Below are 23,239 nucleotides of genomic sequence, written 5' to 3' on the forward strand. Positions count from 1 at the left end.
AATCTATCGTTGGCCTGTTTAGCGATGCCATCATAGCTTGGCGTCAGGATTACTATGCAACACAGAATTTCAGTTTCTTTCAATGTCAGGAACTAAACCGCACAGTTGATATTGGTGACGGATCTTGGGAATATACTGTCGCGCAAAGTTTGCCATTGACAAAAATTACAGCAGATAGTATCATATTTGATACCAGATATTATTTATAAATATTAGTATCATACATGATATCGATGTGAATAATATAGGAGAGATAAGAATGTCAAAAATTGGGAAAAGATTTGAACGACTTCTTCAAAATCCTAATGATATAAAATGGGATGAATTACTTCCTATCCTCAGATCTTTTGACATATACTATGATGAACCAGATGGAGGAAGTCACTGGATAGTATATCATAAAAATTTAGATATCTTAGCATACCAGTACACAGTAATAGGATAAAAACTATATATGTTAAAAAAATAATAGCTAATTGAGGAAATAAAGGAGGTCGAATAAAATGATCAAGGATATTCAATACTACTTAAATTTATCATATCAAGTAGTATTGACACCGCTTAAAGAAGAAGATGGCGGTGGATGGTTAGCAAGTATTCCTGATTTAAAAGGTTGCATGTCAGATGGCGAAACACAACAAGAAGCTTTGAGTAATTTATTAGATGCTAAAACTGCTTGGATTAAAACAGCTATCAAAAGAGAACAGAAAATTCCTTTTCCTAGTACTGAAGAAGATGAAGATTATAGTGGGAAATTTACATTAAGACTTCCTAAATTTCTTCATAGAGAGCTTTCTTTAGTTGCTAAAAAGGATAATATGAGTCTGAATTCATATCTACTTTCCTTACTTTCACTAAATTTTGGGAAAGTAGTTGGAAGAAATCAAATAAAAGAAACTAATAATATCAATATATTTATACCTAGTTTAGATCTGGGTATAAAGAAAAAATATGATAATTCATTTCAAAAAATTCAACCGAAATGGCCTACAAATATCACTCGAAAGGAGATGATAAACTAAGATGGTAACTAAGAGTGAGACAACAAAGACTAATAAGAAAACTAGTACATCAAAATTAGATAGTAAATTAACTCTAATCAATGTTCAGCTTCAAAGTATAAACGGTCAATTATTATCAAGTGATATTTCTGAGGACTTTGTTAAATTTAATCGCCAAAATAACGTAACCTTATTAGAAATTAAAGATAAAGAGATAAGGATTAAATTATCTGAACGCTTGTTTTTTAGTCCAGAAGGACCTTTTAGATTAGATCTCGAAATATTAGGTGCCTATAAATATAAAGGTAAATTAATAGAATCTGATATATTGAAAGAAATTGATGAGATTGCTCATCCTTTATATTCCTATGCTTCTCTAGTCATTGCATTTATCACTGAAAGATTCGTTACTTTGCCAATGATAATGGCTCCATATAAAGCTGAAGAAGATTACCCCGAAGCTCCATGAAAGGAGCTTTTCCCTTTTATTGCAATTTTGTACTGCGTTTTCCTCATCCCTAGCCCGGAACTTCGCGCTTACTAAAGCGAACCTCTCTGATGGAGTGGCTAGCCAAACTCGGCTCAAGTGGTGCTTTCATCAGCGGGGTGGAACACAGGACGTGTTCCACCCCGCCTTCTTATATGGAAACCACCTGAGCCCTAGTTTGGCCCGCGAAAGCATGAGGTGAGCGTTGTAACGCAAGTTCCCAGGTTCTAGAATAATCCCCCTCCCGTATATTTAGAGTGACTGTTTAATAGTCAGGAAGCGAAGGCGGTATGCGGGAAGAAGGGAGAGGAAAGTTTGAGAGAGCTGGCGGCGCTGCTTGTGAGTTTCGGGATCATTTTGATTGGTGCAGAAGCGTTTACCAATGGGATTGAGTGGCTGGGGCAAAGGCTAAAACTTGGTGCCGGAGCGGTTGGGAGTATTCTCGCAGCAGTCGGGACGGCCTTACCCGAGACCATGGTGTCACTTATAGCTATTCTTGGCTTGAAGAAGGGCACAGAAGGGGCGGAGATAGGCATTGGGGCTATTCTTGGTGCGCCCTTCATGTTGGCGACACTTGCTTTCTTTATTACTGGACTTGCAGCACTATTGTTCCGTCGCAATAATCGCCCCCTTCGATTAGAGGCGAAAGTCGTTCGAAGGGATTTAAAATTCTTCCTGATAGTATATTCTATGGCAATTTTCGCGTCATTTTTGTCCAATCAAGAACTCAAGAATGATATGGCCTGGGTATTGGTTTTAGCCTATGGGGTCTATATATTACTGATATTGCGTGATTGCATAAATGGGTGTAAACACGAGAATTTAGCTCCTCTCTACGTAGCAGGGCAGACTCAAAATCCAACATTGGTTAAAATTTTAGGACAAATAATTATTGCTTTAATCGCGATAGCTATTGGAGTTCCGGTGTTTGTGCTTTCGTTAATAATTACTCCGATTGCTACAGAGTTGCCGGAAAAGTTTAATAGCGTTCTTTGGATTAGCCGCGGTAAAGACACGTTGGCGATGGGTAACTTGACTGGAGCTATGGTATTTCAGAGCTCTGTGATTACGGCTATCGGAATCGTGCTTACACCGTGGAAACTGGATACCTTGGCCTTGTCGAGTGCGCTCCTTGCTCTGGGTGCGGCGATGATTCCTTACATTTCTCTGCATCGCAAAGGTGTGATCTACCCAACAACCCTCCTAATTGGAGGAGCCTTTTACCTTCTGTTTATTCTCACAATTTATCGATCTTTGATCCGGGAAACTTAGCAATAAGCATGCCCGCTATGGAAAATAAAACGAAAGGCCGATGCGTGGATACGCACGGCCGTTCTGAACTTTAACAGATTTTACTAACGGTTGACATTTTCTGATCTCAGGCCTTAGATATCTGACCTCCGTAAGGTTATAGCGCCAATTACGCAGTTGCTAACCTTTTCCGCCATCATGGGGTCCCGGATGACAAGGCGGAATTTCCGGGGTTTCGGTCGGGGTATAGAGCGGCGGTGGGGAACAAGGTGGTGGCGGCGGACACCCGAATTCACCACAGTATTGCTGTTTCGCTTGGCAGAAGAGATGGTAGTGACGTTCCTCATCGGCAGCTATTTCCGTAAGAATGCATTGAATTTCCGGAATAGGTATTTTTTGGGCCAGTTCAAGATATTCACGATGGTCTCTGGCCTCGTCTGCAATATTAGAGTCAAGGAGTGTACAAAGCTCACTGTTATAGTTGATAAAACTGGATCGCCAATCAACCCAATGTCCACTGCTCAATGTTCCGTACCTCGGGTCTACACCCAGATGGCGCAAGGCAAGGGCTAATTTCTCAAGATGACGTATTTCGTCATAAGCGATGGGTCGGAGCAATGCATCGAACTCCGGGCGATCCAGAAGCACGGCCTGGTAAAGGTAGGTAGTGGCCGCAGTTAATTCCGATTCTTTACCTGCATAAGCTTCATAGAGCCACATGGCATATGTAAAGTTCGGTTCGGGAATTTCCTCTGGAGTAGGTTCATGGGTTGCTGGGACGGGGAGTAGAAGAACTTGACCGGCATATATGCGATCAGGATGTTTTAAATGATTTACTTTAATGATTTCTGCCATTTCGACATTGTAAGCTTTGGCGATTTTATAAATTGAATCGCCCGCTTGAACAGTATATCGTGCATAATCCATTTGGACTCCTCCTTTTCACGTGTCTTAGCACACTATATTCTTGAAGAACGTTACTTGATCATGGATAATAATGGGTAGAAAGAGGAATGTATCGGACAGGTTCGACGTATTTATGATACGAGGAGAAATATTGCGCTCTGGCAGTAAAATAAATTGAAAAAGGGGGAGGAAGGAATGGGCTCATCCATCCTAAGGGGAATTACTACGGCCTTGCTGGTTACGGTCTTGACCCTTTTCGCAGGAATTGTATGGGGTGCTATGGAACTTGGGGGCTTGAGTATCTCCCGATTGTTGGATATCGGGTTGTTGGTAAGTTGCCTTATTGGCGGATATCGAACGGCTAAGGAAAGTAGGGAGTGGTGGTTGGGTGGGATCGTTGGAGCGGGCTACGTTATAGTGGGGACGCTATTGCTTGCGTTATTTTTACCAGTACAAGGGTGGGGTTTTATCCAAGTCCTTGCTGAAGGTGTGATTATAGGTTTAATAGCAGGTGCGGTCGGAGCAGGAGGGGTAAAAGGCAGGAGAATGAGCGCATGGTCAGGAAAAAGACCGCATTTTACACCTTCTTATGCAGGCTATGAAACAAATGATGGTGTCAGCAGCAAGTTTGATTGGGATAAAGAAGAGAGAATTGAGGAATGTATTGAGGCACCAATAACCAATGGGATTGAAAGCTGTGAAAAGAGTCCGGATATTCAGTGGTCTTGGGACAGGGATGAAGAAAAGACCATGATTTCTTCAGGTTCCGGGCATGCCGAGCCTTTAGCTATTTGGGAGCCGGACCCTGTTCGGTTGGGGAGGAAGAGAGCGAGCAGGAATAATATTAAGGATAACATGGTAAGGAATTCGAGACCGTGGTGGGAAGAATAGGGAACTTGCGTCAATAAAAAAGAGGAAAAGGTGAACACGTCACTTTTCCCTCCGAACTTCTCTTTAGCCGTTTCTCTTATTATCCCTACCCCGTTGAATTCCGGCAGCACCCCCACGAACATCGTGGCCTTTTCGTCGGGCCCAAGTGTCCGTCTTTTGTCTATAACCATCTCGATAATAATTCCCCAACTGAGGTCTGACATTATTCCCCATGTTTCTTCTCCGTATAGGTGCAGCTTCTGTTAACCGAACTTCGACGGCTTCAGGTTCCTTGGTTATGATTTTTAACGCAGCAGATAAAAGGGTAACTGAGTCGTTTTCCGCCAATAACTCTTCTGCCACCCCTTTATATTTTTCGATATCTTCTTCTGCAATAACTCTCAGAATCTCCGTCATGGTTAAGCGTTGCTGACCTTCCACTGCCTCTATGATTGTTGGAATAGGCTTACGTACAATCCTCCGCTTAATAAGCTGTTCAATGAGCCTTAGCATACCCATCTCCCGCGGTGTGACTAACGTAATCGCTAAGCCTGATTTTCCCGCACGACCCGTTCGGCCGACCCGATGGACATAACTTTCCGGATCTTGTGGGATATCAAAATTATAGACATGGGTCACTCCACTAATATCCAGTCCCCGAGCAGCCACATCAGTGGCGACCAAAACCTCGACCGTTCCGTCTTTAAACTGACGCAAGACACTGTCTCTCTTACTCTGGGTCAAGTCCCCGTGAATTCCTTCCGCTGAATAACCACGCTTGCTCAATGCCTCTGAAAGTTCATCCACCCGCCGCTTAGTTCGAGCAAAAACAATGGCCAAGTCTGGTGATTGGATGTCTAGAATGCGTGATAACACATCGAATTTTAGTTTTTCCGATACTTCCACATAATGTTGCTCAGTATCAGATACCGTGACTCCCATAGCCTTAATGCTAATCAGTTCCGGTTCTTTCATAAACCGCTGAGCAATATTTTGAATCTGTCTCGGTATCGTTGCCGAAAAGAGCAAGGTCTGACGGTCCGCGGGAATCTCCTTGAGAATCGTTTCGATATCGTCCAAAAAGCCCATGTTCAGCATTTCATCGGCTTCATCCAAAACAAGGATTTTAATATCGTTGAGGCGAATGGTCTTTCTCCTCATGTGGTCCATTAAACGTCCCGGAGTGGCTACAATAATGTGGGGGCGTTTCTTCAGGGCCCTGATCTGCCAGTCTATCCCTTGTCCGCCATAAATGGGCAAGGCATGAATCCGCTTGAACTGCCCGATCTTATTTAATTCCTCAGCCACTTGGACTGCTAATTCCCGAGTGGGAGCCAGTACTATTCCTTGAATTTGTTCGGCATGCTCCATGAATCTCTCAACTAAGGGAATCCCGTAAGCCGCTGTTTTCCCCGTACCGGTTTGAGCCTGTCCGATTAGATCCCTTCCCTGCATTGCAGCGGGAATCGTCTCTTCTTGAATTGGAGTCATTTCTTCAAACCCCATGTTGATGATTGATCGAGTGACCGGTTCACTTAATCCCAAATCTGAAAATGTTGACAATGTTTTCATTCTCCTTTTGTATTGTTATACTCTTTAATATTCCAAATGCGTCTCTATCTATAACTGCGCAGAAAAAGTTTCTATCACTGCGGAAACAGACTATGTCGCGATCGCGCGTGAGTTTCGCCAACGGGGCAAAAGACGCTTGTGGCACCTAAATAAATATTATACCACATAATATAATGTATATAAACTAATTATTTCATTATTGGAGCTATTGCACCATAGATCAGGGATTAAACAAAAGAACTTGCAAAGTTAAGGGAATCTGAACATAATAGTATTAAAAATAAAATTCTTAATATTACATAAAAAATGGAGGAGAAAAATGAAAGTACCCAAAACAGAATTACATGAGCGAGTTGTGAATTTTCAAGATATTTTGCGAAAAAAAGAGATTGAAGGGGCACTGTTAGTCCAGCGGGCGGATACCCTGTATTATTCAGGAACAGCCCAAGATGTTCATATTTATATTCCAAGGGAGGGAAAGCCGATTGTCCTTGCCTATCGTGATTTTGACAGAGCTCAGTCAGAAAGTTCATGGGAGGTTATTCAGTTACAGGGCATATCTAAGATTCCGCAGTATATAAAGGAAGCAGGGATCCCCTTACCGGAAATACTGGGTCTGGAATTGGATGTTCTTCCGGTTAATCAATTTGAGCGCTATCGCAAAATATTTCCGGACGTTAGATTGGCGGATGTTTCCACTGAGGTACGCTTACAACGTGCAGTAAAGTCTCAGTGGGAATTGGCTCGGATAGGAGAAAGTGCACAAATTCAAACGTTAGTTTTGGAGTATGCAAAAGAAGTCCTTCATCCGGGTATGACTGAGGTTGAGTTAGAAGGATTATTATTACGCAAGGCACGGCTGCTTGGACATGGTGGTAATGTGCGGATGCGCGGCTTTAACTCTCAATTCCTTATCGGCGCAGTCACTTCAGGGGCTAGAGCAGCAGGCGTCAGCTATTTTTATGGAGCAGTTATGGGACAAGGTACTTCTATTGCGTATCCGAGTGGTGCGTCAATGGCTCAGATTCAGACAGGTGAGCCGATAGTTGTGGATATAGCGATAGTAAGACATGGATATCAGATTGATCAAACCCGAATCCTTTGTCTTGGGCCATTATCTAAGGAGCTAAGCAAGGCCTACGAGGTAGCCAGGAAGGTCGAAGAAGGGATAAGGCGTGCCTTAGTTCCAGGGAGGGAGGCTGGCGAAGTCTATGAGGAAACGCTAACTTGGGTTCGTGAGAATACCCCTTATGAGAAAAACTTTATGGGTTATGGGACAAGCCGTGTTCGTTTTGTCGGACACGGGGTAGGATTGGACCTCGACGAACTTCCAACTATTAGCAAGGGATCTAAAGAAGTGTTAAAACCTGGAATGGTGGTAGCAATCGAACCGAAATTTGTTTTCCCGGGTGTTGGAGCTGTTGGGATCGAAGATACGGTAGTCATCGTAGACGAAGTGGGTGCAAAGTATATATCGACGAGTCCACGGGAATTAATCATTCTCTAGTAACTATAGTCTCAAAAGAAGATTTGACGCTGAGTATATCCTTTGACTTCATCATTTGTCAGCTCAGGAATACTAGTGTCAATATATGGGGGGATTTAGTTTGTATAAAAAGATACTCGTCCCTACAGACGTCTCAGAATGCTCGCGTCGCGCCTTAAAGACAGCATTAGAACTGGCTCGATCTGTTAAAGCGGAAGTAGTACTTCTTCATGTTAGCTACACGCCCCAGGCTTATTGGGGGTATACGATTTCTTATGGCATCACCGTAACACAAGAACAACTGGATCAAAACGGCGAACTGGCTTTAGATGCAACTTTGACTGGAATTGATAGTGAGCAGGTTGTTATCCACAGAAGGGTGGAATCCGGTCATCCGGTGACCATAATTTTAGAACAGATCAAGAAAGAAAATATTGATCTGGTGATCATGGGAAGCCATGGTTACGGAGCAATTGCAGGTTCGGTCCTTGGAAGTGTAAGTCAACGGGTGTTGCAGCGGGCGAGTTGCCCTGTACTTATCATTAAGTAGGGTGTAGTTTATTATGTCGAGACGAATTTTGTAGACATTTAGGATAAAGGTCCCTGCTCATGTGGCAGGGATTTTTTTCGTTGGCAGCGAATCAATTAGGAGAGAGAGTTGGCTGAGCACGGAGAATTATGTGCAGATTTAAGCTAATCCAACCTGGTTATAAATCGACACATGGAGGCACACCATGAAAGAAACTTATGTTAAGCTGAGTCCTGAAGAACTTCAATTTATGCTTCAAGGTTCGTTGCTATGGTCAGATGTGGCATCTCAGGTAACTACATCTAAAATGGAGATCCGAAAGCTGAATATTTTTGAAAAACAATCGGCTTTTAAACAAGCCGGGCATCCAGCCTATTATCCGCCGGAAAAAGATAAACCTTCTAAACGGCTTGAAGGAAAATCTGTTATCTGGTTACTGGGAGGTGTTGGGCTTCTGACATTATCTTCTTGGGTTTTTTATGTTATTTGTATAATAACTTAAATTATCATTCTTTTTAAAGAATAATTGGGAGGGGGCTGTGTCATAAGTGAATTCCTTATGAAAACAGCCCCACTTTTTGTATTAGAGTAGGCTTTAATTATAGTTGGTCTTCCATGCGAAAAATGACTCTCTAATAAACGATTCTTTAAAGAGTAGGCTTTAATTATAGTTGGTCTTCCATTGGATAGCTTAATTAATGTAAATTCAATAAATTCTCCCACTTTATTTTTGAGGGACTGCGTTTTCACACAGTACCTATATTAGTCAAAATATTTTTCTAAATCCTTTGCAAAAATATATAAAAATGGGTATGATATTCCTAGAAGGTCAGGAAAGGTCAAAGACGAGGATTGGAAGATTAGTTGAGGAAGATTAATAAACAAGGAGAACTTCAACAATGGGAAACCTTGCGGATCGAATAGAAGAATATTTAAAACGAATATTAGAACAAACGTCAGAAGGGTATATTATTTTGCAGCGCAGCGAGCTTGCGGGTGAGTTTGCCTGCGTTCCGTCTCAGATTAACTATGTCCTGGACACTCGTTTTACAGTGGAAAGGGGCTACTTAGTTGAGAGCCGTCGGGGGGGCGGGGGGTATATACGAATTATCCGTTTAGGGCTGGGCCTCGAAGGGCAGTATCAACAAGTTATGCGGCAATTAATAGGGGAGCGGCTTTCCCGTGAGCGCTCAAACGGCCTGGTGGATCGTTTAGTGGAGGAAGAACTGGTGACGATAAGGGAAGCGGCGATGATAAAGAGTGTGCTTTCTGGAAATGATTTGAATGGAGAATTTAGGGATTGGGACATGCTCCGAGCACGCCTGATGAAGACCATTTTGACTACTCTATGTCGGGATGATTTATCATAATGGGGAAGTTAACATGCATTGTCAACATCGGGAGGCAATTATTTATTTTTTTATCTCAGAAAACGGGAAAAACCCCTCGCGCCTCGAACCTCGAGCATCGATTATAGGAAGGATGAAGAAATCATGAAGGGACGTTATACAGAGCGTGCAGAGAAAGTCTTAGCAATAGCCCATAATGAGGCTAAACGGATGGGACATCAAGTTGTGGGGACTGAACACATCTTGCTTGGATTGATTCAAGAGGGCGAAGGAATTGCTGCTCAGGCCTTGATTGGGATGGGCTTGGATCTTGAAAAAATTCGTAGTCAAGTTGAACAAATTGCTGGGGTAGGTCAGCCCTTTAATGGAGAGGTGGGGCTTACCCCCCGGGTTAAAAGAGTTTTGGAGTTGGCGAATGAAGAGACACACCGTCAAGATGTTAACTATATTGGAACTGAACATTTGCTTCTGGGGTTAGTTATGGAAGGAGAAGGGATCGCGGCCAGAATTCTAGCGAATCTTAACGAGAGTCCTGAAAAGGTCTGGAAACAAGTGGTTAAGCTTTTAGGTGGAGAATTCGAAGAATCTACCATACCGACGTCTAATTCCATACCTTCTTCTAAAAATATTGGACCCGCGAATACGCCGGCTCTCAATGAGTTTGGGCGTGACCTTACTTTGCAAGCTCGGGAAGGCCGTCTTGATCCGGTAATTGGGCGGGAAAAAGAGATAGAACGAGTCATTCAGGTCCTTAGCCGCCGGACTAAAAATAATCCTGCCCTAATCGGGGAGCCTGGTGTCGGTAAAACAGCCATAGCGGAAGGATTGGCGCAGGGAATTATTAGTAAAAGGGTACCGGAAATACTGCTTAACAAACGTGTTATTACCTTAGATCTTTCGGCTATGGTCGCCGGAAGCAAGTACCGTGGCGAATTTGAAGAGCGTTTAAAAAAAGTCATGGAGGAGATCCGAGCGGATGGAAACATTATTGTCTTTATCGATGAATTGCATACCTTGATAGGAGCAGGAGCTGCGGAAGGCGCTATCGATGCTGCAAACATGCTAAAACCTGCCCTGGCGAGGGGAGAGCTTCAATGCATTGGGGCGACAACATTAGATGAATACCGTAAGTATATAGAGAAGGATTCGGCATTAGAACGACGTTTCCAACCCATCACGGTCGGTGAGCCAACTGTAGGGGAAGCAATTTTGATTCTTCGTGGTTTACGGGATCATTATGAAGCCCATCACCTGGTGAAGATCACGGATGAGGCGATCGAGGCCGCTGCTCGACTGTCTAACCGGTATATTTCAGACCGGTTCTTACCAGATAAAGCTATCGATTTGATGGATGAAGCTGCTTCACGTGTTCATCTCGCCAGTTTTACCGCACCGCAGCATTTAAAATTACTTGAAGAAGATACTGAACGATTAAAGAAAGAAAAAGAAGCGGCGGTCTCCGGCCAGGAGTTTGAGAAAGCCGCACAAATACGCGATCAGGAACATAAACTCCGGGCTGATCTTGCTGAACAACGAGAGGCATGGGAGGATAAGCGTCACAAAGAAAATACACAAGTCACAGCGGACGATATAGCCCAGATTATTGCAAGCTGGACGGGAATACCTGTCAAGAAACTAGCTCAGGAAGAAAGTGAACGCCTCCTGCACCTGGAGGAGATTTTACATAAAAGGCTTATAGGCCAGGAGGATGCAGTTACGTCAGTAGCCAGGGCGGTTCGCCGTGCTCGGGCGGGGTTAAAAGATCCGAAACGTCCGATTGGTTCCTTCATCTTTCTCGGACCAACCGGGGTGGGAAAAACCGAGCTCGGCCGCGCTTTGGCGGAGGCGATGTTTGGGGATGAAAAGGCTCTGATTCGCATTGATATGTCGGAATATATGGAGAAACACGCGGTTTCTCGGCTTGTAGGAGCACCTCCGGGATATGTTGGGCATGATGAAGGTGGTCAATTAACTGAAGCGGTCAGGAGTAACCCTTATAGTGTGGTTTTACTGGATGAAATCGAAAAGGCGCACCCTGAAGTGTTTAATATTTTACTGCAAGTGCTTGAAGATGGACGGCTTACGGATACCAAAGGAAGGACCGTTGATTTCAGAAATACGGTAATAATCATGACGTCGAATGTGGGATCTTCCTTCCTCAGAAAGGAAGCGATGGGATTTACTGCAGGAAAAGATGAAAAAATGGATTATAAGAATATGCGTGAACATGTTATGGAAGAGCTAAAACGCACCTTTCGTCCAGAGTTTCTAAACCGTATCGACGAGCTTGTAGTTTTCCATGCCCTCCAAGAGGAACACTTGGGAAAAATCGCGGAAATATTGATAAGTCAAGTAAACCTTCGATTGCTTGAGCAGGGCTTGCAGCTTCAGGTTGAGAAGAGTGCTGTCGAACTAATTGCCAAAGAGGGAAATGATCCGATTTTTGGAGCACGTCCACTACGGCGGGCAATTCAACGTTTAATTGAAGATGCTCTTTCTGAGAAAATACTAGTAGGCGAATTTAAAGCGGGGGACCAGATTGGTGTGGAAGCAGAGGATGGAAAAATGAAGTTCACTCTTGCAAAGAGAGCTCTCTAGCGGAATTTGCGTAAGCGCATGCAGATAATAAAGCGTTAAGCACGCTAACAGGACTTGTCCATGGATGGACTGATGCCGCGGTGCCATGGAGGGCATGGAGCGGCGCACATGCAGTAATACCAGGGGTTTTGGTGTGTAGTTCTCATCTGCTGATTGAAATGGGGCGTTACATGAAGATCAAGGTGATTTATCGGTGTTCCAATTGCGGATCAGAAAGCCCAAAATGGTTGGGAAAGTGTCAAAACTGTGATGAATGGAATACATTTGAAGCGTCAGAGAATCAACTCAAAAAGACGTTTTCGTCGAGTGAAAGAAAGACTTCTCCGAAGAGGTTATCTGAGGTCACTACCAGCAATAGCGATAGAATTGTGACGAGCATAAGTGAATTTAACCGGGTTTTAGGGGGAGGGATCGTAAAAGATTCCATCATCATCTTGACAGCAGGACCTGGTGCGGGAAAATCAACTTTGCTCTTACAAGTGGCCGATGATGTTGCCAATAAGGGCTACAAGGTTTTATATGCTTCAGCTGAAGAAAGTGATAGTCAAATTAAAAGTAGGTCGGATCGAATTCTGAATGGAAACAAGAGTAACATCTGGATATACTGTGATACAAGTATGAACCATGTTTTGGCCTCAATTGAGGAGCTGGACCCGGATTTGATTATTATCGACAGTATTCAGACATTCACCCTTGAAGAACATAATTCCCGGCCGGGCTCACCTAGCCAAACGATGGAGTGCGCTAACGAACTCTTAAAAATAGCGAAAAAGAACAGCCGCTCTAGAGCCGTGATCATGGTTGGGCAAATGACGAAAGATGATGAAATCGCGGGACTTCGAGCGTTAGAGCATCTGGTCGACGCCGTGTTAATTCTCAATGGGGAAAATGGAGAAGAACTGAGGGGGGCTTGGTGCTCGAAGAATCGGTTTGGGAGTACAGGCGAAATGGGTTTTTTTTCGATGACCGAACGAGGAATGTTATCGATTGATAACCCGTCTGAGTTCTTTATGACTCAAAGGGAAGAAGGACAAAAGGTTTCGGGAAGTGCCTTAACTGTGATTAAAAAGGGGACACGCCCCATTATTGTGGAAATCGAAAGTCTCGTTTCTAAGTCATTCACTCCCTACCCATCAAGAATTGCGGAGTGCTTACGAAGAGATCAATTAAATACCCTGATTTCTATCCTGGAACAGAGAAGCAAGATTAATCTATACGATAAAAACGTGGTCATTAAAACGACGGGAGGGCTTCAACTCAAAGAACAATCCGTAAGCTTAGCAGTTATCATGTGCATTGTATCATCTGTGAAAGACAAAGCAATTCCCAATGATATCGTGTTTGTGGCGGATGTAGGGCTCACTGGAGAGCTTAAGAAAGTCCCTTCCATTGAAGCGCGAATTCGGGAAATCGACAGAATGGGGTTTAAGCGAGTCTACATTGCAAAAAATACTCTAAGAGATTCTTCGAGATTTAACAATCTTGAAATCGTAGAGTTCAACACTCTGGAAGATGTCATTCTGGATTTGAATATGAAGGCTTCAGCTAAGACTGAAGCTGAATTTTCAAGCACGGAAGATATTTAGTGATTTCGGTCCCTATTTCCAGTCTCAAAGACAAGCTCTCTGCACTGAGGCGGCCCAAACTTTAGTCCCAAATAAAATGGGGTTGTAACAAACTAAAAACAAATTTTGTTACAGCCCTTTAATCGTTGATACTTACGTCAAATTAAAAATCGTTAAAGTTTGAAGCTTTTTATATTCAAGGTCAAGGACATCAGTAAGGGAGATATTTAAGGTATTGGACAGAGCGGCTATATAAAATAGTTGTTTTCCTAGTTCGGCTTCTATGATATCTCGACAGTTATCGCAAATAAATCCTTCGAGTTGGCTGTCCAAGAGTTCTTTTAAATCGGCGAGGCTGGCATCTGGTGGTACGGGTTTCTTATGAGCATTTATTGCGTGGCAACCGCAACTTGTCACCGATTTAACGACGGCACGGTTAACACGCGCAGAAGATTCTTGTCCTTTGGACAAGATATCCAAAATACTTTGATGACGGATTAACATAGATTTTACAGTGTTTTGGAATTGGTCTGTGAGTTGTTCCATGTGTGCTATCCTCACTCCTTTCTGCCTCCTCTATTATACCGAGACGATTGTGCGATTGTCAATTTTCAATGGGATCAAGGTATGAAAAGGGATAAAAAGGGAAATTGACAGTCTGAAGACTTGTATGATATAATCTAAAATTTTGACCCGGGCTTTATTCCCTGTTATACTAAGATATAAGGGGGTAGTCAAATGTTTAAAGTTGGTGACAAAGTTGTTTATCCGATGCATGGTGCCGGTATTATTGAGTCTATTGAAGAACGTGAAGTCCTCGGAGAAAAACACCAATATTATGTCATGCATTTACCTGTCGGGAATATGAAATTATTTATTCCTTTAAATAACGTGGAGAACCTGGGTTTACGGCAAGTAATTTCTCCTACCATGGTCAAAGATGTGTTAGAAGTACTAAGAACTAAAGATACGGCAGCTACATTAGCTTGGAATCGGCGCTATCGTGCGAACCTGGAAAAGATTAAGAGCGGAAATATTTTTGAAGTTGCCAATGTTGTGCGCAGCCTTGCTCAAAGGGATAATGAAAAGGGCCTTTCTACCGGGGAAAAAAAGATGTATGAGAATGCCTGCCAAATCTTAATTAGTGAACTCGTTTTGACAGAAGGTTCAGAAGAGGCAACGGTCAGACAACAGCTTTTAAAAGCTTTAGTTTTAGTTTAGACCGCAATACTTCCACATGTGTTGTGTATGTCATAGACGTTGGACTTCTGGTGGCATTTATTTACAAGGAGTAAAAATCCCAGGAAAATACTTAAATTACCTTTACTTGAATTTTATACTAACATACAGTATACTTGGAAAGACTTTCAGGCACAATAGGTAAAAAGGAGGTGAAATGATGATTCGCAATTTAATACGCGGGATCATCACGCTATTAATGGGGGCGTTTGGGTTTTATCTTAGCTATATATTTTTACGCCTCGATTTTTTACAATCCCTGGGATGGGACTTTCCCCCTGTCTGGACAGACGTAGCGATGGTTATTTTATTTGGTGTTATCGGGTTTTTAGTAGCTCCGATTAGTATCCGTTCTTTTCTTTCATTAATGGGATGGATTGATTCGCGTTTAACCCGGGTTCCAACACATGATCTTATTAGTGGAGCCGTGGGGGGGATCTTAGGACTTATAATTTCGAGTTTATTTAGTAACGCGTTTGTCAACATTCAATTCTTCGGACCACTTTTGGCGGTCCTACTAAGTATTTTCTTGGGTTATTTGGGTTTGACGATTGGAATGAAGCGGAAAGAGGATATACTGGGCTTTCTTAGTTTCTTGCCAAAATTTCGCGGAGACAAAACGGACAAAACGGACAAAGCGGATAAAGCGGACAAAGTAGACAAAGTAGACAAAGTGGACAAAGCGGACAAAGTGGATAAAGCAGACAAACTCAAGGAAAGAAAAGCAGACCACTCTTTAGAACTGGTGGATTATAAAATTCTTGATACCAGTGTAATTATTGATGGAAGGATTGCTGACATTGTCAAGACTGGATTTGTGGAAGGAATATTGCTCATCCCGAGTTTCGTCCTGGGGGAGCTTCGACATATTGCAGATTCTTCAGACTTGCTGAAACGAAATCGCGGGCGTAGAGGACTTGATATACTCAATCAGATTTCTAAGGATACGGTGATCAAAGTTCATATTCATGAACAAGACTTTGACGATATCAATGAAGTTGACAGTAAACTAGTACGCTTGGGACAAGTTTTAGGGTCGCCTCTATTAACTAATGATTATAACCTTAATAAAGTGGCTGAACTACAAGGGGTTAAGGTTCTAAATATTAATGAATTGGCCAATGCCCTTAAACCAGTTGTTTTGCCCGGTGAAGAGATGTTAGTACAAGTGATGAAAGATGGAAAAGAACCTGGCCAGGGTGTAGCCTATCTTGATGATGGAACAATGATTGTTGTGGATACGGGACGACGCTTTATGGGACAAAATGTCACCGTGTTAGTAACTAGTGTTCTGCAAACTGCAGCCGGCCGTATGATTTTCGCCAAGCCAAAAAATGTCTTTGAAAAAAAGCCGATGGGACTTCGTCCAGCTGATGAGGTGAATAGGATTGGCTGAGATAGGGATCGTTATTCCCGCAGCAGGTCAAGGTAAACGGATGGGGGTCGGATACAACAAGCAATTTCTCTCATTGATGGGACAACCCATCTTAGCCCATACGGTTAGACTCTTCCAAGAGTCCAGTTATGTTTCTGAAATTGTTATTGTAGGGGCAGAAAGCGATCTTCTTGTTATTAAAGAAATTGTTTATTCTTATAAGTTTGAAAAGGTTGTGGCCATAAGTCAAGGTGGAGCGCAACGCCAGGCTTCCGTTCGTGCAGGGGTTCAAGCTCTTAGTCCCACTATCCAACGGGTAGTGGTTCATGATGGGGCGAGGCCCCTTTTGACATTACATGCTTTTCATCGATTTCTAGGAGAGACGGAAGATTACTCAGCTGCAATTATGGGTATTCAACTCAAGGATACCATAAAGCGGGTCGATATCTCTGGAAAAGTGCTTGAGACCCCGCCACGAGAACTTTTGCGGGCCGTCCAGACCCCCCAAATCTTTGACCGGGGGATATTGGAGGAAGCGCATAATCAGGCGGCATCTGTAGGGTATTACTGTACGGATGACGCTGCTTTACTGGAGTGGATGGGGTATCCCGTCCAAATGGTTGAAGGTTTTCAGGAAAATATTAAAGTGACTACGCCCGATGATTTATGGTTAGCTGAACGAATACTTGCGATGCGCGAGGTAAGAAGTCCGGAGTTTGATATTTGAGGTTCGAATTAAACTAAAGAAATATAGATTTGAGGGGTAAGTTCGGGCGTGGTCAGTGTGCTATATTCACTATGTTCTATACACGATATGATATATACTAAACACGAAACACGAAACACGAAACACGAATGATCGAGGTTAGAGGTTCGAATCCGCAAGTTGGGGGGACTGTTCTTCTAATTGTATTTTCGCTTACAAGTTTACACAAGACAAGAATCATTAAACACATGACTCGGGAAAAGAATCACGAGACAGCGCGCGATTTACGATATTTAAGTGCGAAGTACGTAATTCGAACGCCCTAAGTGATGGCGAGGTATGAAGCATAGACCACGAATTGTGAGTCGTTCTTTGTTGTAAGACGGTTGCTTTGGATTTCGAATGGCTTCGAGTTTCGAACCTCGTGCCTCGAACATCGAACATCGAGAAAGGGTGTTAGTTATTAAAGTTGGTATAGGTTATGATGTACACGCCATGGTTGAGGGACGACCTCTGATTCTTGGAGGGGTGGAAATACCCTATGAACGCGGTTTGCATGGGCACTCGGATGCGGATGTTCTGATTCATGCGATCATGGATGCTCTTTTAGGAGCTATGGCTTTAGGGGATATCGGCACGCATTTCCCGGATCATGATCCTCGCTACCGAGGAATTAATAGTCTTACTCTATTGGAGCAGGTCATGAAACTTATCCGAGCACAGGGGTATCGCATCGGAAACATGGATAGTATCATTGTGGCGGAGCGACCTAAGCTTGCCCCGTTTATCCCGCAGATGCGGGCTAATCTTGCGCGAGTAATGAATTTAGATGAAACGTGTGTATCGGTGAAAGCGACAACAACCGAACGATTGGGGTTTGCTGGCCGGGAAGAAGGGATCGCTGCCCAGGCAATAGTTAGTTTAGAAAGTTTTGGAGGATGATTTAATGGATATTCGCGTTCGGTTTGCTCCCAGTCCAACAGGTCCACTGCACATCGGAGGGGCAAGATCCGCTTTGTTTAATTATCTATGGGCTCGTAAGAACAAAGGAACATTTATAGTACGAAGTGAGGACACCGATTTAGAGCGTTCCAGCCGAGAATCAGAACAAAATATTTTGGAAGCACTTCGTTGGCTAAATATCCAATGGGATGAGGGAATCGAAGTAGGCGGAGAGAGAGGTCCATACCGACAAACGGAACGCTTAGCGCTTTACAGGGACTATACCGAGAAGCTTTTGGACAATGGAGACGCTTACTACTGCTACTGTTCGGAAGAAGAGATCGAACAAGAAAGACAGACCTTAATTGCCAAGGGGCAAACGCCGCGTTATCTGGGTAAGTGCCGTCATTTATCGACTGAGCAAAGGACAGTCCTTGAAACAGAAGGTCGTAAGCCGGTTGTGCGCTTTCGTGTGCCTGTTACCCAAGCGATTCACATTAATGATCAAGTACGCGGAGATGTTGTTTTTGATAGTGACGGAATTGGAGATTTTGTTCTCGTCAAATCAGACGGGATTCCCACCTATAATTTTGCCGTAGTTGTAGATGATGTGACCATGAACATTACGCATGTGATTCGGGGGGAAGAACATCTCTCTAATACCCCGCGTCAAGTACTGATCTATCAAGCGTTGAGGTTGCCCGTACCTAAATTCGCTCATGTCTCACTTATTCTTAATACCGAAGGAGGAAAAATGAGCAAAAGGGACGGGGATACAGCGGTCCTGGACTATCAGAAAAAAGGTTATCTCCCGGAAGCTATCGTAAATTTCATTGCTATGCTTGGTTGGGCGCCATCCGGAAAGGAAGAGTTTTATACCCTGGATGAATTGGCGGAAGTCTTTTCATTGGATCGTGTATCTAAGAGCCCGGCCGTTTTTGATCTCCAAAAGTTGAATTATATCAACGCCCATTACATAAAAGTTTCAGCCCCTGAACGTTTAGCGGAACTCGCGTTACCCTATGTGGGGGAAATGGGTATTCTTCCTCAAGAAGAACGGTCAGATAAGCAGCAAGAGTGGTTTGCCAACTTTATTAAAGCAATTTCCGGGAAAATAACCCATATGGCGGAAGTAAAGGATTTTATTCATTATTTTCACGGCCCGGTTCCTTTGGAACCCGAAGGGGAAGCTCTGGAAGTTTTGCGAGGTGAACAGGTACCCGCAGTTTTGGGACTATTTAGGAAAAAAGTACGGGAAGTAGAGCTGCTTTCAGGAGCGACGGTTAAAGTCCTCTTAAAACAAATGACAAAAGAGTTAAAACTAGGGGGAAAATTAGTATACATGCCGGTAAGGGTGGCGTTGACAGGACAGATGCATGGGCCGGAACTTTATGATGTTATTCCCTTGTTGGGAGGCGAGAATGTTTTAAAGCGGCTCGAAGTTACAGAAAAGCGTTATCTTAGGGGACTCCGAAGCCCTCAGGGCTGATTGACGAAGAATGAAGAGGAGAGCAGAAACAATGTCTTTGATTTTATTCAACACCATGACGCGGCAAAAAGAGCAGTTCCAGCCACGGGAGAGCGGGAAGGTAGCCATGTATGTATGTGGTCCGACGACCTATAACTTTATCCATGTGGGGAATGCGCGGATGTTTGTCGTATTTGACATGATTAGACGCTATTTTATGTATAAAGGATATGATGTCAATTACGTCCAGAATTTCACGGATGTGGATGACAAAATCATTCAGCGGGGGAACGTAGAAGGGATGGAACCTTTGGCTTTAGGGCAAAAATATATTGAGGAATATATTAAAGACGCTCAAGCCCTGAACATCCTTCCGGCGACCGTACATCCAAAGGCTTCAGAACATATTCCGGAAATGATTGAGATTATTCAGGGGCTTATAAACTCAGGGTTAGGGTACGAAGTGGATGGAGATGTTTACTTTGCGGTGGATCTTTTTCCCAACTATGGGAAGCTGTCTGGCAGAACGCTCGAAGATATGAAGGCCGGGGCAAGGGTTGAGGTGGACGAGCGTAAACATCATCCGATGGATTTTGCACTTTGGAAAAATACAAAGCCAGGAGAACCAGCCTGGGAAAGTCCGTGGGGCAAGGGGCGTCCAGGTTGGCACATTGAATGTACGGCCATGTCGTTGAAATATCTGGGGGCAGGCTTTGATATACATGGCGGGGGCGGAGACCTTATTTTTCCCCACCATGAAAATGAGATAGCCCAATCGGAAGGGTACTTAAAAGGACAGACATTCGCCCACTATTGGATGCACAATGCATTTCTGACAGTCAATCAAGAAAAGATGTCCAAGTCCTTAGGCAATTTTTTCACAATCCGAGAGTTACTTGAGAAATCTCCAGGAGAAGTCATCCGCTTTTACTTACTTGGAACTCATTATCGCAGCCCATTGGATTTTAATGATCAGAACTTGGTCATGGCTCAAAAAGGGTTGGAGCGGCTGCAAACCAGTATCCGTTTGGCCCAGCAAGCTTTGGAGCGTGAGGGGTCCTCTAAAAACGAACGGATTGGGGCGGAATTGTTTAAGGCTGCAAAGGAAGCCCGCGAGGCATTTGGGAAGGCCATGGATGAGGATTTTAATTCAGCACTGGCTTATGCGGCGCTCTTTGAATTAGCCAAAACGATGAATGGGCATGTCCAGGAAAATCCTGCCTCTTCAAAAGGATTAGAAGAAGCCCAAAAGACCCTTTTAGAACTTGGAGCAGTGCTCGGCTTTGACCTCCTTCATCCGGCCTTAGCACATGTCGAAAATGATGAAATGCTCACCCAGGTAATGGAAGTAGTTTTGCAGATCCGTTCACGGAGTCGCCAGAAAAAAGATTGGGAAATGGCAGATTTTATCCGCGATGCGCTCAAAGAAAAAGGCGTTATTATCGAAGATACTCCGCAGGGTGCGAGGTGGCAAATTAAGAAGTAGTTGAAAGGGGACTGTATGCGAAATTGGCAGGAAATGAATGCCTTAACCCTGGCTTATTTGGGAGATGCGGTCTATGAACTTTGGGCCAGGACACATATGCTGGAGTTGGGGCATGAAAAGGTTAAGGAACTCCACAAACAAGCAGTAAGCTATGTTTGTGCCAGTACCCAAGCCCAGATTTTACGTATCCTTTTACCAGCTCTTAATGAGGTTGAACAGCAAGTCGTTTTGCGCGGTCGAAACGCTAAGGGCGGGCATCCCAAGAACGTAGACGTTGTGACCTACCGTCATGCAACGGCGTTTGAAAGTTTAGTGGGCTATTGGCATTTGAATAGACAAAAAGATCGCATGCAATGGGCGTTCAATCAAGTGGACGACATACTTCAGGGAGAGTCAATGAAGGAAGCGGATGCAAATTGAGAGAGTCATTCCACCGAGCGTAAGGTGGAGCCCTGAGACGTTAGGAAGCTTGAGAAGGTTGTATTATGGGAGATTGAAATCCCTTGTTAAGGAAAGAAGTGAACAATTTGAACGATGAAATGGTTTACGGAAAGAATTCCGTTTTGGAGCTTTTAAAAAGCGGGAAACCCGTTAACAAAGTGCTCTTCGTAACGGAAGGACCTGGTGGACGGAATCAGGAAATCATTTCGTTATTGCATGAACGGAGCATACCTTATCAATTCGTGGATCGTCAGACCCTTGACCGTTTAACGAACCGGGAGCGCCACCAGGGAATGCTTGCCTATGTTGCAGCGCAGGAGTATGCTAGTGTAGAGGATATTCTTGCCTTGGCTGAGGAGAGGCAGGAAGCTCCTTTTATCTTGATGTTGGATGAGATCGAAGACCCTCATAATTTGGGAGCGTTGCTGCGAACGGTTGACGCCGTCGGAGCCCATGGGGTAATTATTCCTAAACGGAGAAGTGTTGCGTTGACAGGTACTGTTGCCAAAACCTCTTCAGGGGCTGTTGAACATGTGCGGGTAGCGCGAGTGAGCAATCTAGTCCAAACTTTACAGGGTCTGAAGAAGAAGGGGTGCTGGATATCTGGGGCTGAAGTGGGAGGAAAAGAAGCTTTTGAAGCTGACCTCACAGGTTCGCGGGTTATTGTCATTGGCAGCGAAGGAAAAGGTATAAGCCGTTTACTTCGGGAAAATTGTGATGAGCTTGTCAGTCTGCCGATGAGGGGTAAGGTCAGTTCGCTAAACGCAAGCGTTGCAGGGTCTGTCATACTTTATGAAGTTCTTCGCCAGCGGATGCGAGGCACGAGGCGCGAGGTTCGAAGCGCGTCACTGGATTAACGCGAAACGACAGAACAACCAAAACTTCGCCTTGACGATTTTCTTAAGGGTCGAGTATAATTAAAATGTTGCTCGTGGATAAGGGCGAGCGTGATTTGCGTCTTCTTCATGGCGATATAGTAGGGGGTATCAACTTGACTCTTCAAGTCCAAGCAGAACTACTGGAGTGCGAAAGCATCGATGTGATCGTGGATGAACAGGTGGTTGAACTTGCTAAGGAAGGCGACGCTACAGCACTAGAGTACTTAATCAACAAATATAAAAACTTCGTTAGGGCCAAAGCACGTTCATATTTTCTGATTGGAGCCGATCGTGAAGATATAATTCAAGAGGGTATGATCGGACTTTATAAGGCTATTCGGGATTTCCGTGGAGACAAACTTTCTTCCTTTCGGGCTTTTGCTGAATTATGTATTACTCGCCAGATTATCACGGCGATTAAAACGGCGACTCGACAGAAACATATTCCACTTAACTCATATGTTTCGTTAAATAAGCCCATCTACGACGAAGATTCTGATCGGACTCTTCTTGATGTAATCTCGGGAACCCGAATCACAGACCCTGAAGAGCTTATTATCAGCCGGGAAGAATTCGACGATATCGAGGAAAAGATGGGTGAAATCCTCAGCTCTCTGGAATGGAAAGTACTGATGTCTTATTTGGAAGGGAAATCCTATCAGGAGATTGCCGTTGATTTGAGGAGGCATGTAAAATCGATTGATAACGCGTTACAGAGGGTTAAAAGAAAGCTTGAACGCTACCTGGAGCGCCGTGATGGGTAATTTTACATATGTCCTCACAGATAAAATACTTGCATTAGGCAATAAGAAATGATAAACTACACGAGTGCTTGGCGACGATTAGGTAGAATTGAGGCACAGAGTGCCGACGTAGCTCAATTGGCAGAGCAGCTGATTTGTAATCAGCAGGTTGCGGGTTCGAGTCCCATCGTCGGCTCCATTGAATACTTCGGACAACTGAATTGTGTAACATCGCGGGGTGGAGCAGCGGTAGCTCGTCGGGCTCATAACCCGAAGGTCGTCGGTTCAAATCCGTCCCCCGCAACCAAGAGCGACCAGACAGCGAAGCTGTCTTTTTATACGTTATC

General features: G+C 43.9%; 24 protein-coding genes and 2 tRNA genes. 23 read left to right on the forward strand and 3 right to left on the reverse strand.

Features of this window, described 5'->3' with window-relative positions:
* The 5 genes from AC6I5A_RS05695 to AC6I5A_RS05715 form a co-directional block, all read left to right on the forward strand.
* A partial coding sequence (locus AC6I5A_RS05695) for a hypothetical protein (RefSeq protein WP_497900527.1) occupies positions 1–209 on the forward strand: 209 nt, incomplete at its 5' end.
* A gap of 50 nt (positions 210–259) precedes the next feature.
* Complete coding sequence (locus AC6I5A_RS05700; protein WP_034612816.1) at positions 260–445, forward strand: hypothetical protein; 186 nt, start codon at positions 260–262, stop codon at positions 443–445.
* 58 nt (positions 446–503) lie between these two features.
* Positions 504–1,022 (forward strand): type II toxin-antitoxin system HicB family antitoxin, encoded by a 519-nt coding sequence (locus AC6I5A_RS05705; RefSeq protein ID WP_497900528.1) that lies wholly within the window; start codon positions 504–506, stop codon positions 1,020–1,022.
* 1 nt (position 1,023) lies between these two features.
* Complete coding sequence (locus tag AC6I5A_RS05710) at positions 1,024–1,470, forward strand: hypothetical protein (RefSeq protein ID WP_034612820.1); 447 nt, start codon at positions 1,024–1,026, stop codon at positions 1,468–1,470.
* 333 nt (positions 1,471–1,803) lie between these two features.
* Positions 1,804–2,760 (forward strand): sodium:calcium antiporter, encoded by a 957-nt coding sequence (locus AC6I5A_RS05715; RefSeq protein WP_034612822.1) that lies wholly within the window; start codon positions 1,804–1,806, stop codon positions 2,758–2,760.
* A gap of 159 nt (positions 2,761–2,919) precedes the next feature.
* On the opposite strand, the gene AC6I5A_RS05720 is transcribed toward AC6I5A_RS05715, so the two are convergent.
* Complete coding sequence (locus AC6I5A_RS05720; RefSeq protein ID WP_034612825.1) at positions 2,920–3,666, reverse strand: LysM peptidoglycan-binding domain-containing protein; 747 nt, start codon at positions 3,664–3,666, stop codon at positions 2,920–2,922.
* 174 nt (positions 3,667–3,840) lie between these two features.
* On the opposite strand from AC6I5A_RS05720, the gene AC6I5A_RS05725 reads away from it, so the two are divergent.
* Entirely contained in the window at positions 3,841–4,536 is a 696-nt protein-coding gene (locus AC6I5A_RS05725; protein ID WP_052167921.1) for a hypothetical protein, read from the forward strand.
* A gap of 63 nt (positions 4,537–4,599) precedes the next feature.
* Here AC6I5A_RS05725 and cshA read toward each other — a convergent pair whose 3' ends face one another.
* Positions 4,600–6,078 carry a degradosome RNA helicase CshA gene (cshA, locus tag AC6I5A_RS05730; RefSeq protein WP_034612828.1) on the reverse strand — a complete coding sequence of 493 codons (1,479 nt, stop codon included), beginning with the start codon at positions 6,076–6,078 and terminating at the stop codon, positions 4,600–4,602.
* Between the two features lie 328 nt (positions 6,079–6,406).
* Here cshA and AC6I5A_RS05735 point away from each other — a divergent pair, with 328 nt between their 5' ends.
* From AC6I5A_RS05735 to radA, 6 genes are all read left to right on the forward strand, one after another.
* Positions 6,407–7,594 (forward strand): M24 family metallopeptidase, encoded by a 1,188-nt coding sequence (locus AC6I5A_RS05735; RefSeq protein WP_034612830.1) that lies wholly within the window; start codon positions 6,407–6,409, stop codon positions 7,592–7,594.
* A gap of 100 nt (positions 7,595–7,694) precedes the next feature.
* Positions 7,695–8,123, forward strand: a complete 429-nt coding sequence (locus AC6I5A_RS05740) for a universal stress protein (RefSeq protein ID WP_034612832.1) — start codon at positions 7,695–7,697, stop codon at positions 8,121–8,123.
* Positions 8,124–8,307: 184 nt separating this feature from the next.
* Entirely contained in the window at positions 8,308–8,604 is a 297-nt protein-coding gene (locus tag AC6I5A_RS05745) for a hypothetical protein (RefSeq protein ID WP_034612835.1), read from the forward strand.
* A gap of 397 nt (positions 8,605–9,001) precedes the next feature.
* Entirely contained in the window at positions 9,002–9,472 is a 471-nt protein-coding gene (locus AC6I5A_RS05750) for a CtsR family transcriptional regulator (RefSeq protein ID WP_034612838.1), read from the forward strand.
* 123 nt (positions 9,473–9,595) lie between these two features.
* Positions 9,596–12,049: an ATP-dependent Clp protease ATP-binding subunit gene (locus tag AC6I5A_RS05755; RefSeq protein ID WP_034612878.1), complete on the forward strand. Its 2,454-nt coding sequence runs from the start codon at positions 9,596–9,598 to the stop codon at positions 12,047–12,049.
* Between the two features lie 170 nt (positions 12,050–12,219).
* Complete coding sequence (gene radA / locus AC6I5A_RS05760) at positions 12,220–13,635, forward strand: DNA repair protein RadA (RefSeq protein WP_497900529.1); 1,416 nt, start codon at positions 12,220–12,222, stop codon at positions 13,633–13,635.
* Between the two features lie 132 nt (positions 13,636–13,767).
* Here radA and AC6I5A_RS05765 read toward each other — a convergent pair whose 3' ends face one another.
* Positions 13,768–14,160, reverse strand: a complete 393-nt coding sequence (locus AC6I5A_RS05765; protein WP_034612841.1) for a nucleoside triphosphate pyrophosphohydrolase family protein — start codon at positions 14,158–14,160, stop codon at positions 13,768–13,770.
* A gap of 192 nt (positions 14,161–14,352) precedes the next feature.
* Between AC6I5A_RS05765 and AC6I5A_RS05770 the strand changes: the two genes are divergently transcribed.
* The 11 genes from AC6I5A_RS05770 to AC6I5A_RS05820 all read left to right on the forward strand — a co-directional run bounded on the left by AC6I5A_RS05770 (position 14,353) and on the right by AC6I5A_RS05820 (position 23,199).
* A complete protein-coding gene (locus tag AC6I5A_RS05770) occupies positions 14,353–14,835 on the forward strand; it encodes a CarD family transcriptional regulator (RefSeq protein WP_034612845.1) in 483 nt (160 codons plus the stop codon).
* A gap of 178 nt (positions 14,836–15,013) precedes the next feature.
* Complete coding sequence (locus tag AC6I5A_RS05775; protein ID WP_034612848.1) at positions 15,014–16,249, forward strand: PIN/TRAM domain-containing protein; 1,236 nt, start codon at positions 15,014–15,016, stop codon at positions 16,247–16,249.
* The gene (gene ispD, locus AC6I5A_RS05780) at positions 16,242–16,955 is read left to right on the forward strand and encodes a 2-C-methyl-D-erythritol 4-phosphate cytidylyltransferase (protein WP_034612851.1); all 714 of its coding nucleotides are present in this window, start codon (positions 16,242–16,244) and stop codon (positions 16,953–16,955) included. Before AC6I5A_RS05775 ends, ispD begins: the two co-directional genes overlap by 8 nt.
* A gap of 381 nt (positions 16,956–17,336) precedes the next feature.
* On the forward strand, positions 17,337–17,876 hold the full coding sequence (gene ispF, locus AC6I5A_RS05785) for a 2-C-methyl-D-erythritol 2,4-cyclodiphosphate synthase (RefSeq protein ID WP_052167922.1): 540 nt from the start codon (positions 17,337–17,339) through the stop codon (positions 17,874–17,876).
* Between the two features lie 4 nt (positions 17,877–17,880).
* Positions 17,881–19,365, forward strand: a complete 1,485-nt coding sequence (gltX, locus tag AC6I5A_RS05790) for a glutamate--tRNA ligase (RefSeq protein ID WP_034612854.1) — start codon at positions 17,881–17,883, stop codon at positions 19,363–19,365.
* A gap of 31 nt (positions 19,366–19,396) precedes the next feature.
* Positions 19,397–20,830: a cysteine--tRNA ligase gene (gene cysS, locus AC6I5A_RS05795; RefSeq protein ID WP_034612857.1), complete on the forward strand. Its 1,434-nt coding sequence runs from the start codon at positions 19,397–19,399 to the stop codon at positions 20,828–20,830.
* 15 nt (positions 20,831–20,845) lie between these two features.
* Positions 20,846–21,250, forward strand: coding sequence for a Mini-ribonuclease 3 (locus AC6I5A_RS05800; protein ID WP_034612861.1), 405 nt, complete (start codon positions 20,846–20,848; stop codon positions 21,248–21,250).
* Between the two features lie 98 nt (positions 21,251–21,348).
* Entirely contained in the window at positions 21,349–22,128 is a 780-nt protein-coding gene (gene rlmB / locus AC6I5A_RS05805; protein ID WP_497900532.1) for a 23S rRNA (guanosine(2251)-2'-O)-methyltransferase RlmB, read from the forward strand.
* 134 nt (positions 22,129–22,262) lie between these two features.
* Positions 22,263–22,913 carry an RNA polymerase sporulation sigma factor SigH gene (gene sigH / locus AC6I5A_RS05810; protein ID WP_497900530.1) on the forward strand — a complete coding sequence of 217 codons (651 nt, stop codon included), beginning with the start codon at positions 22,263–22,265 and terminating at the stop codon, positions 22,911–22,913.
* Between the two features lie 102 nt (positions 22,914–23,015).
* A tRNA-Thr gene (locus AC6I5A_RS05815) sits at positions 23,016–23,091 on the forward strand.
* Between the two features lie 33 nt (positions 23,092–23,124).
* Positions 23,125–23,199: transfer RNA gene (locus AC6I5A_RS05820), tRNA-Met, on the forward strand.
* Positions 23,200–23,239 lie beyond the last annotated feature (40 nt).

The sequence above is a fragment of the Desulfosporosinus sp. Tol-M2 genome (assembly GCF_059735615.1).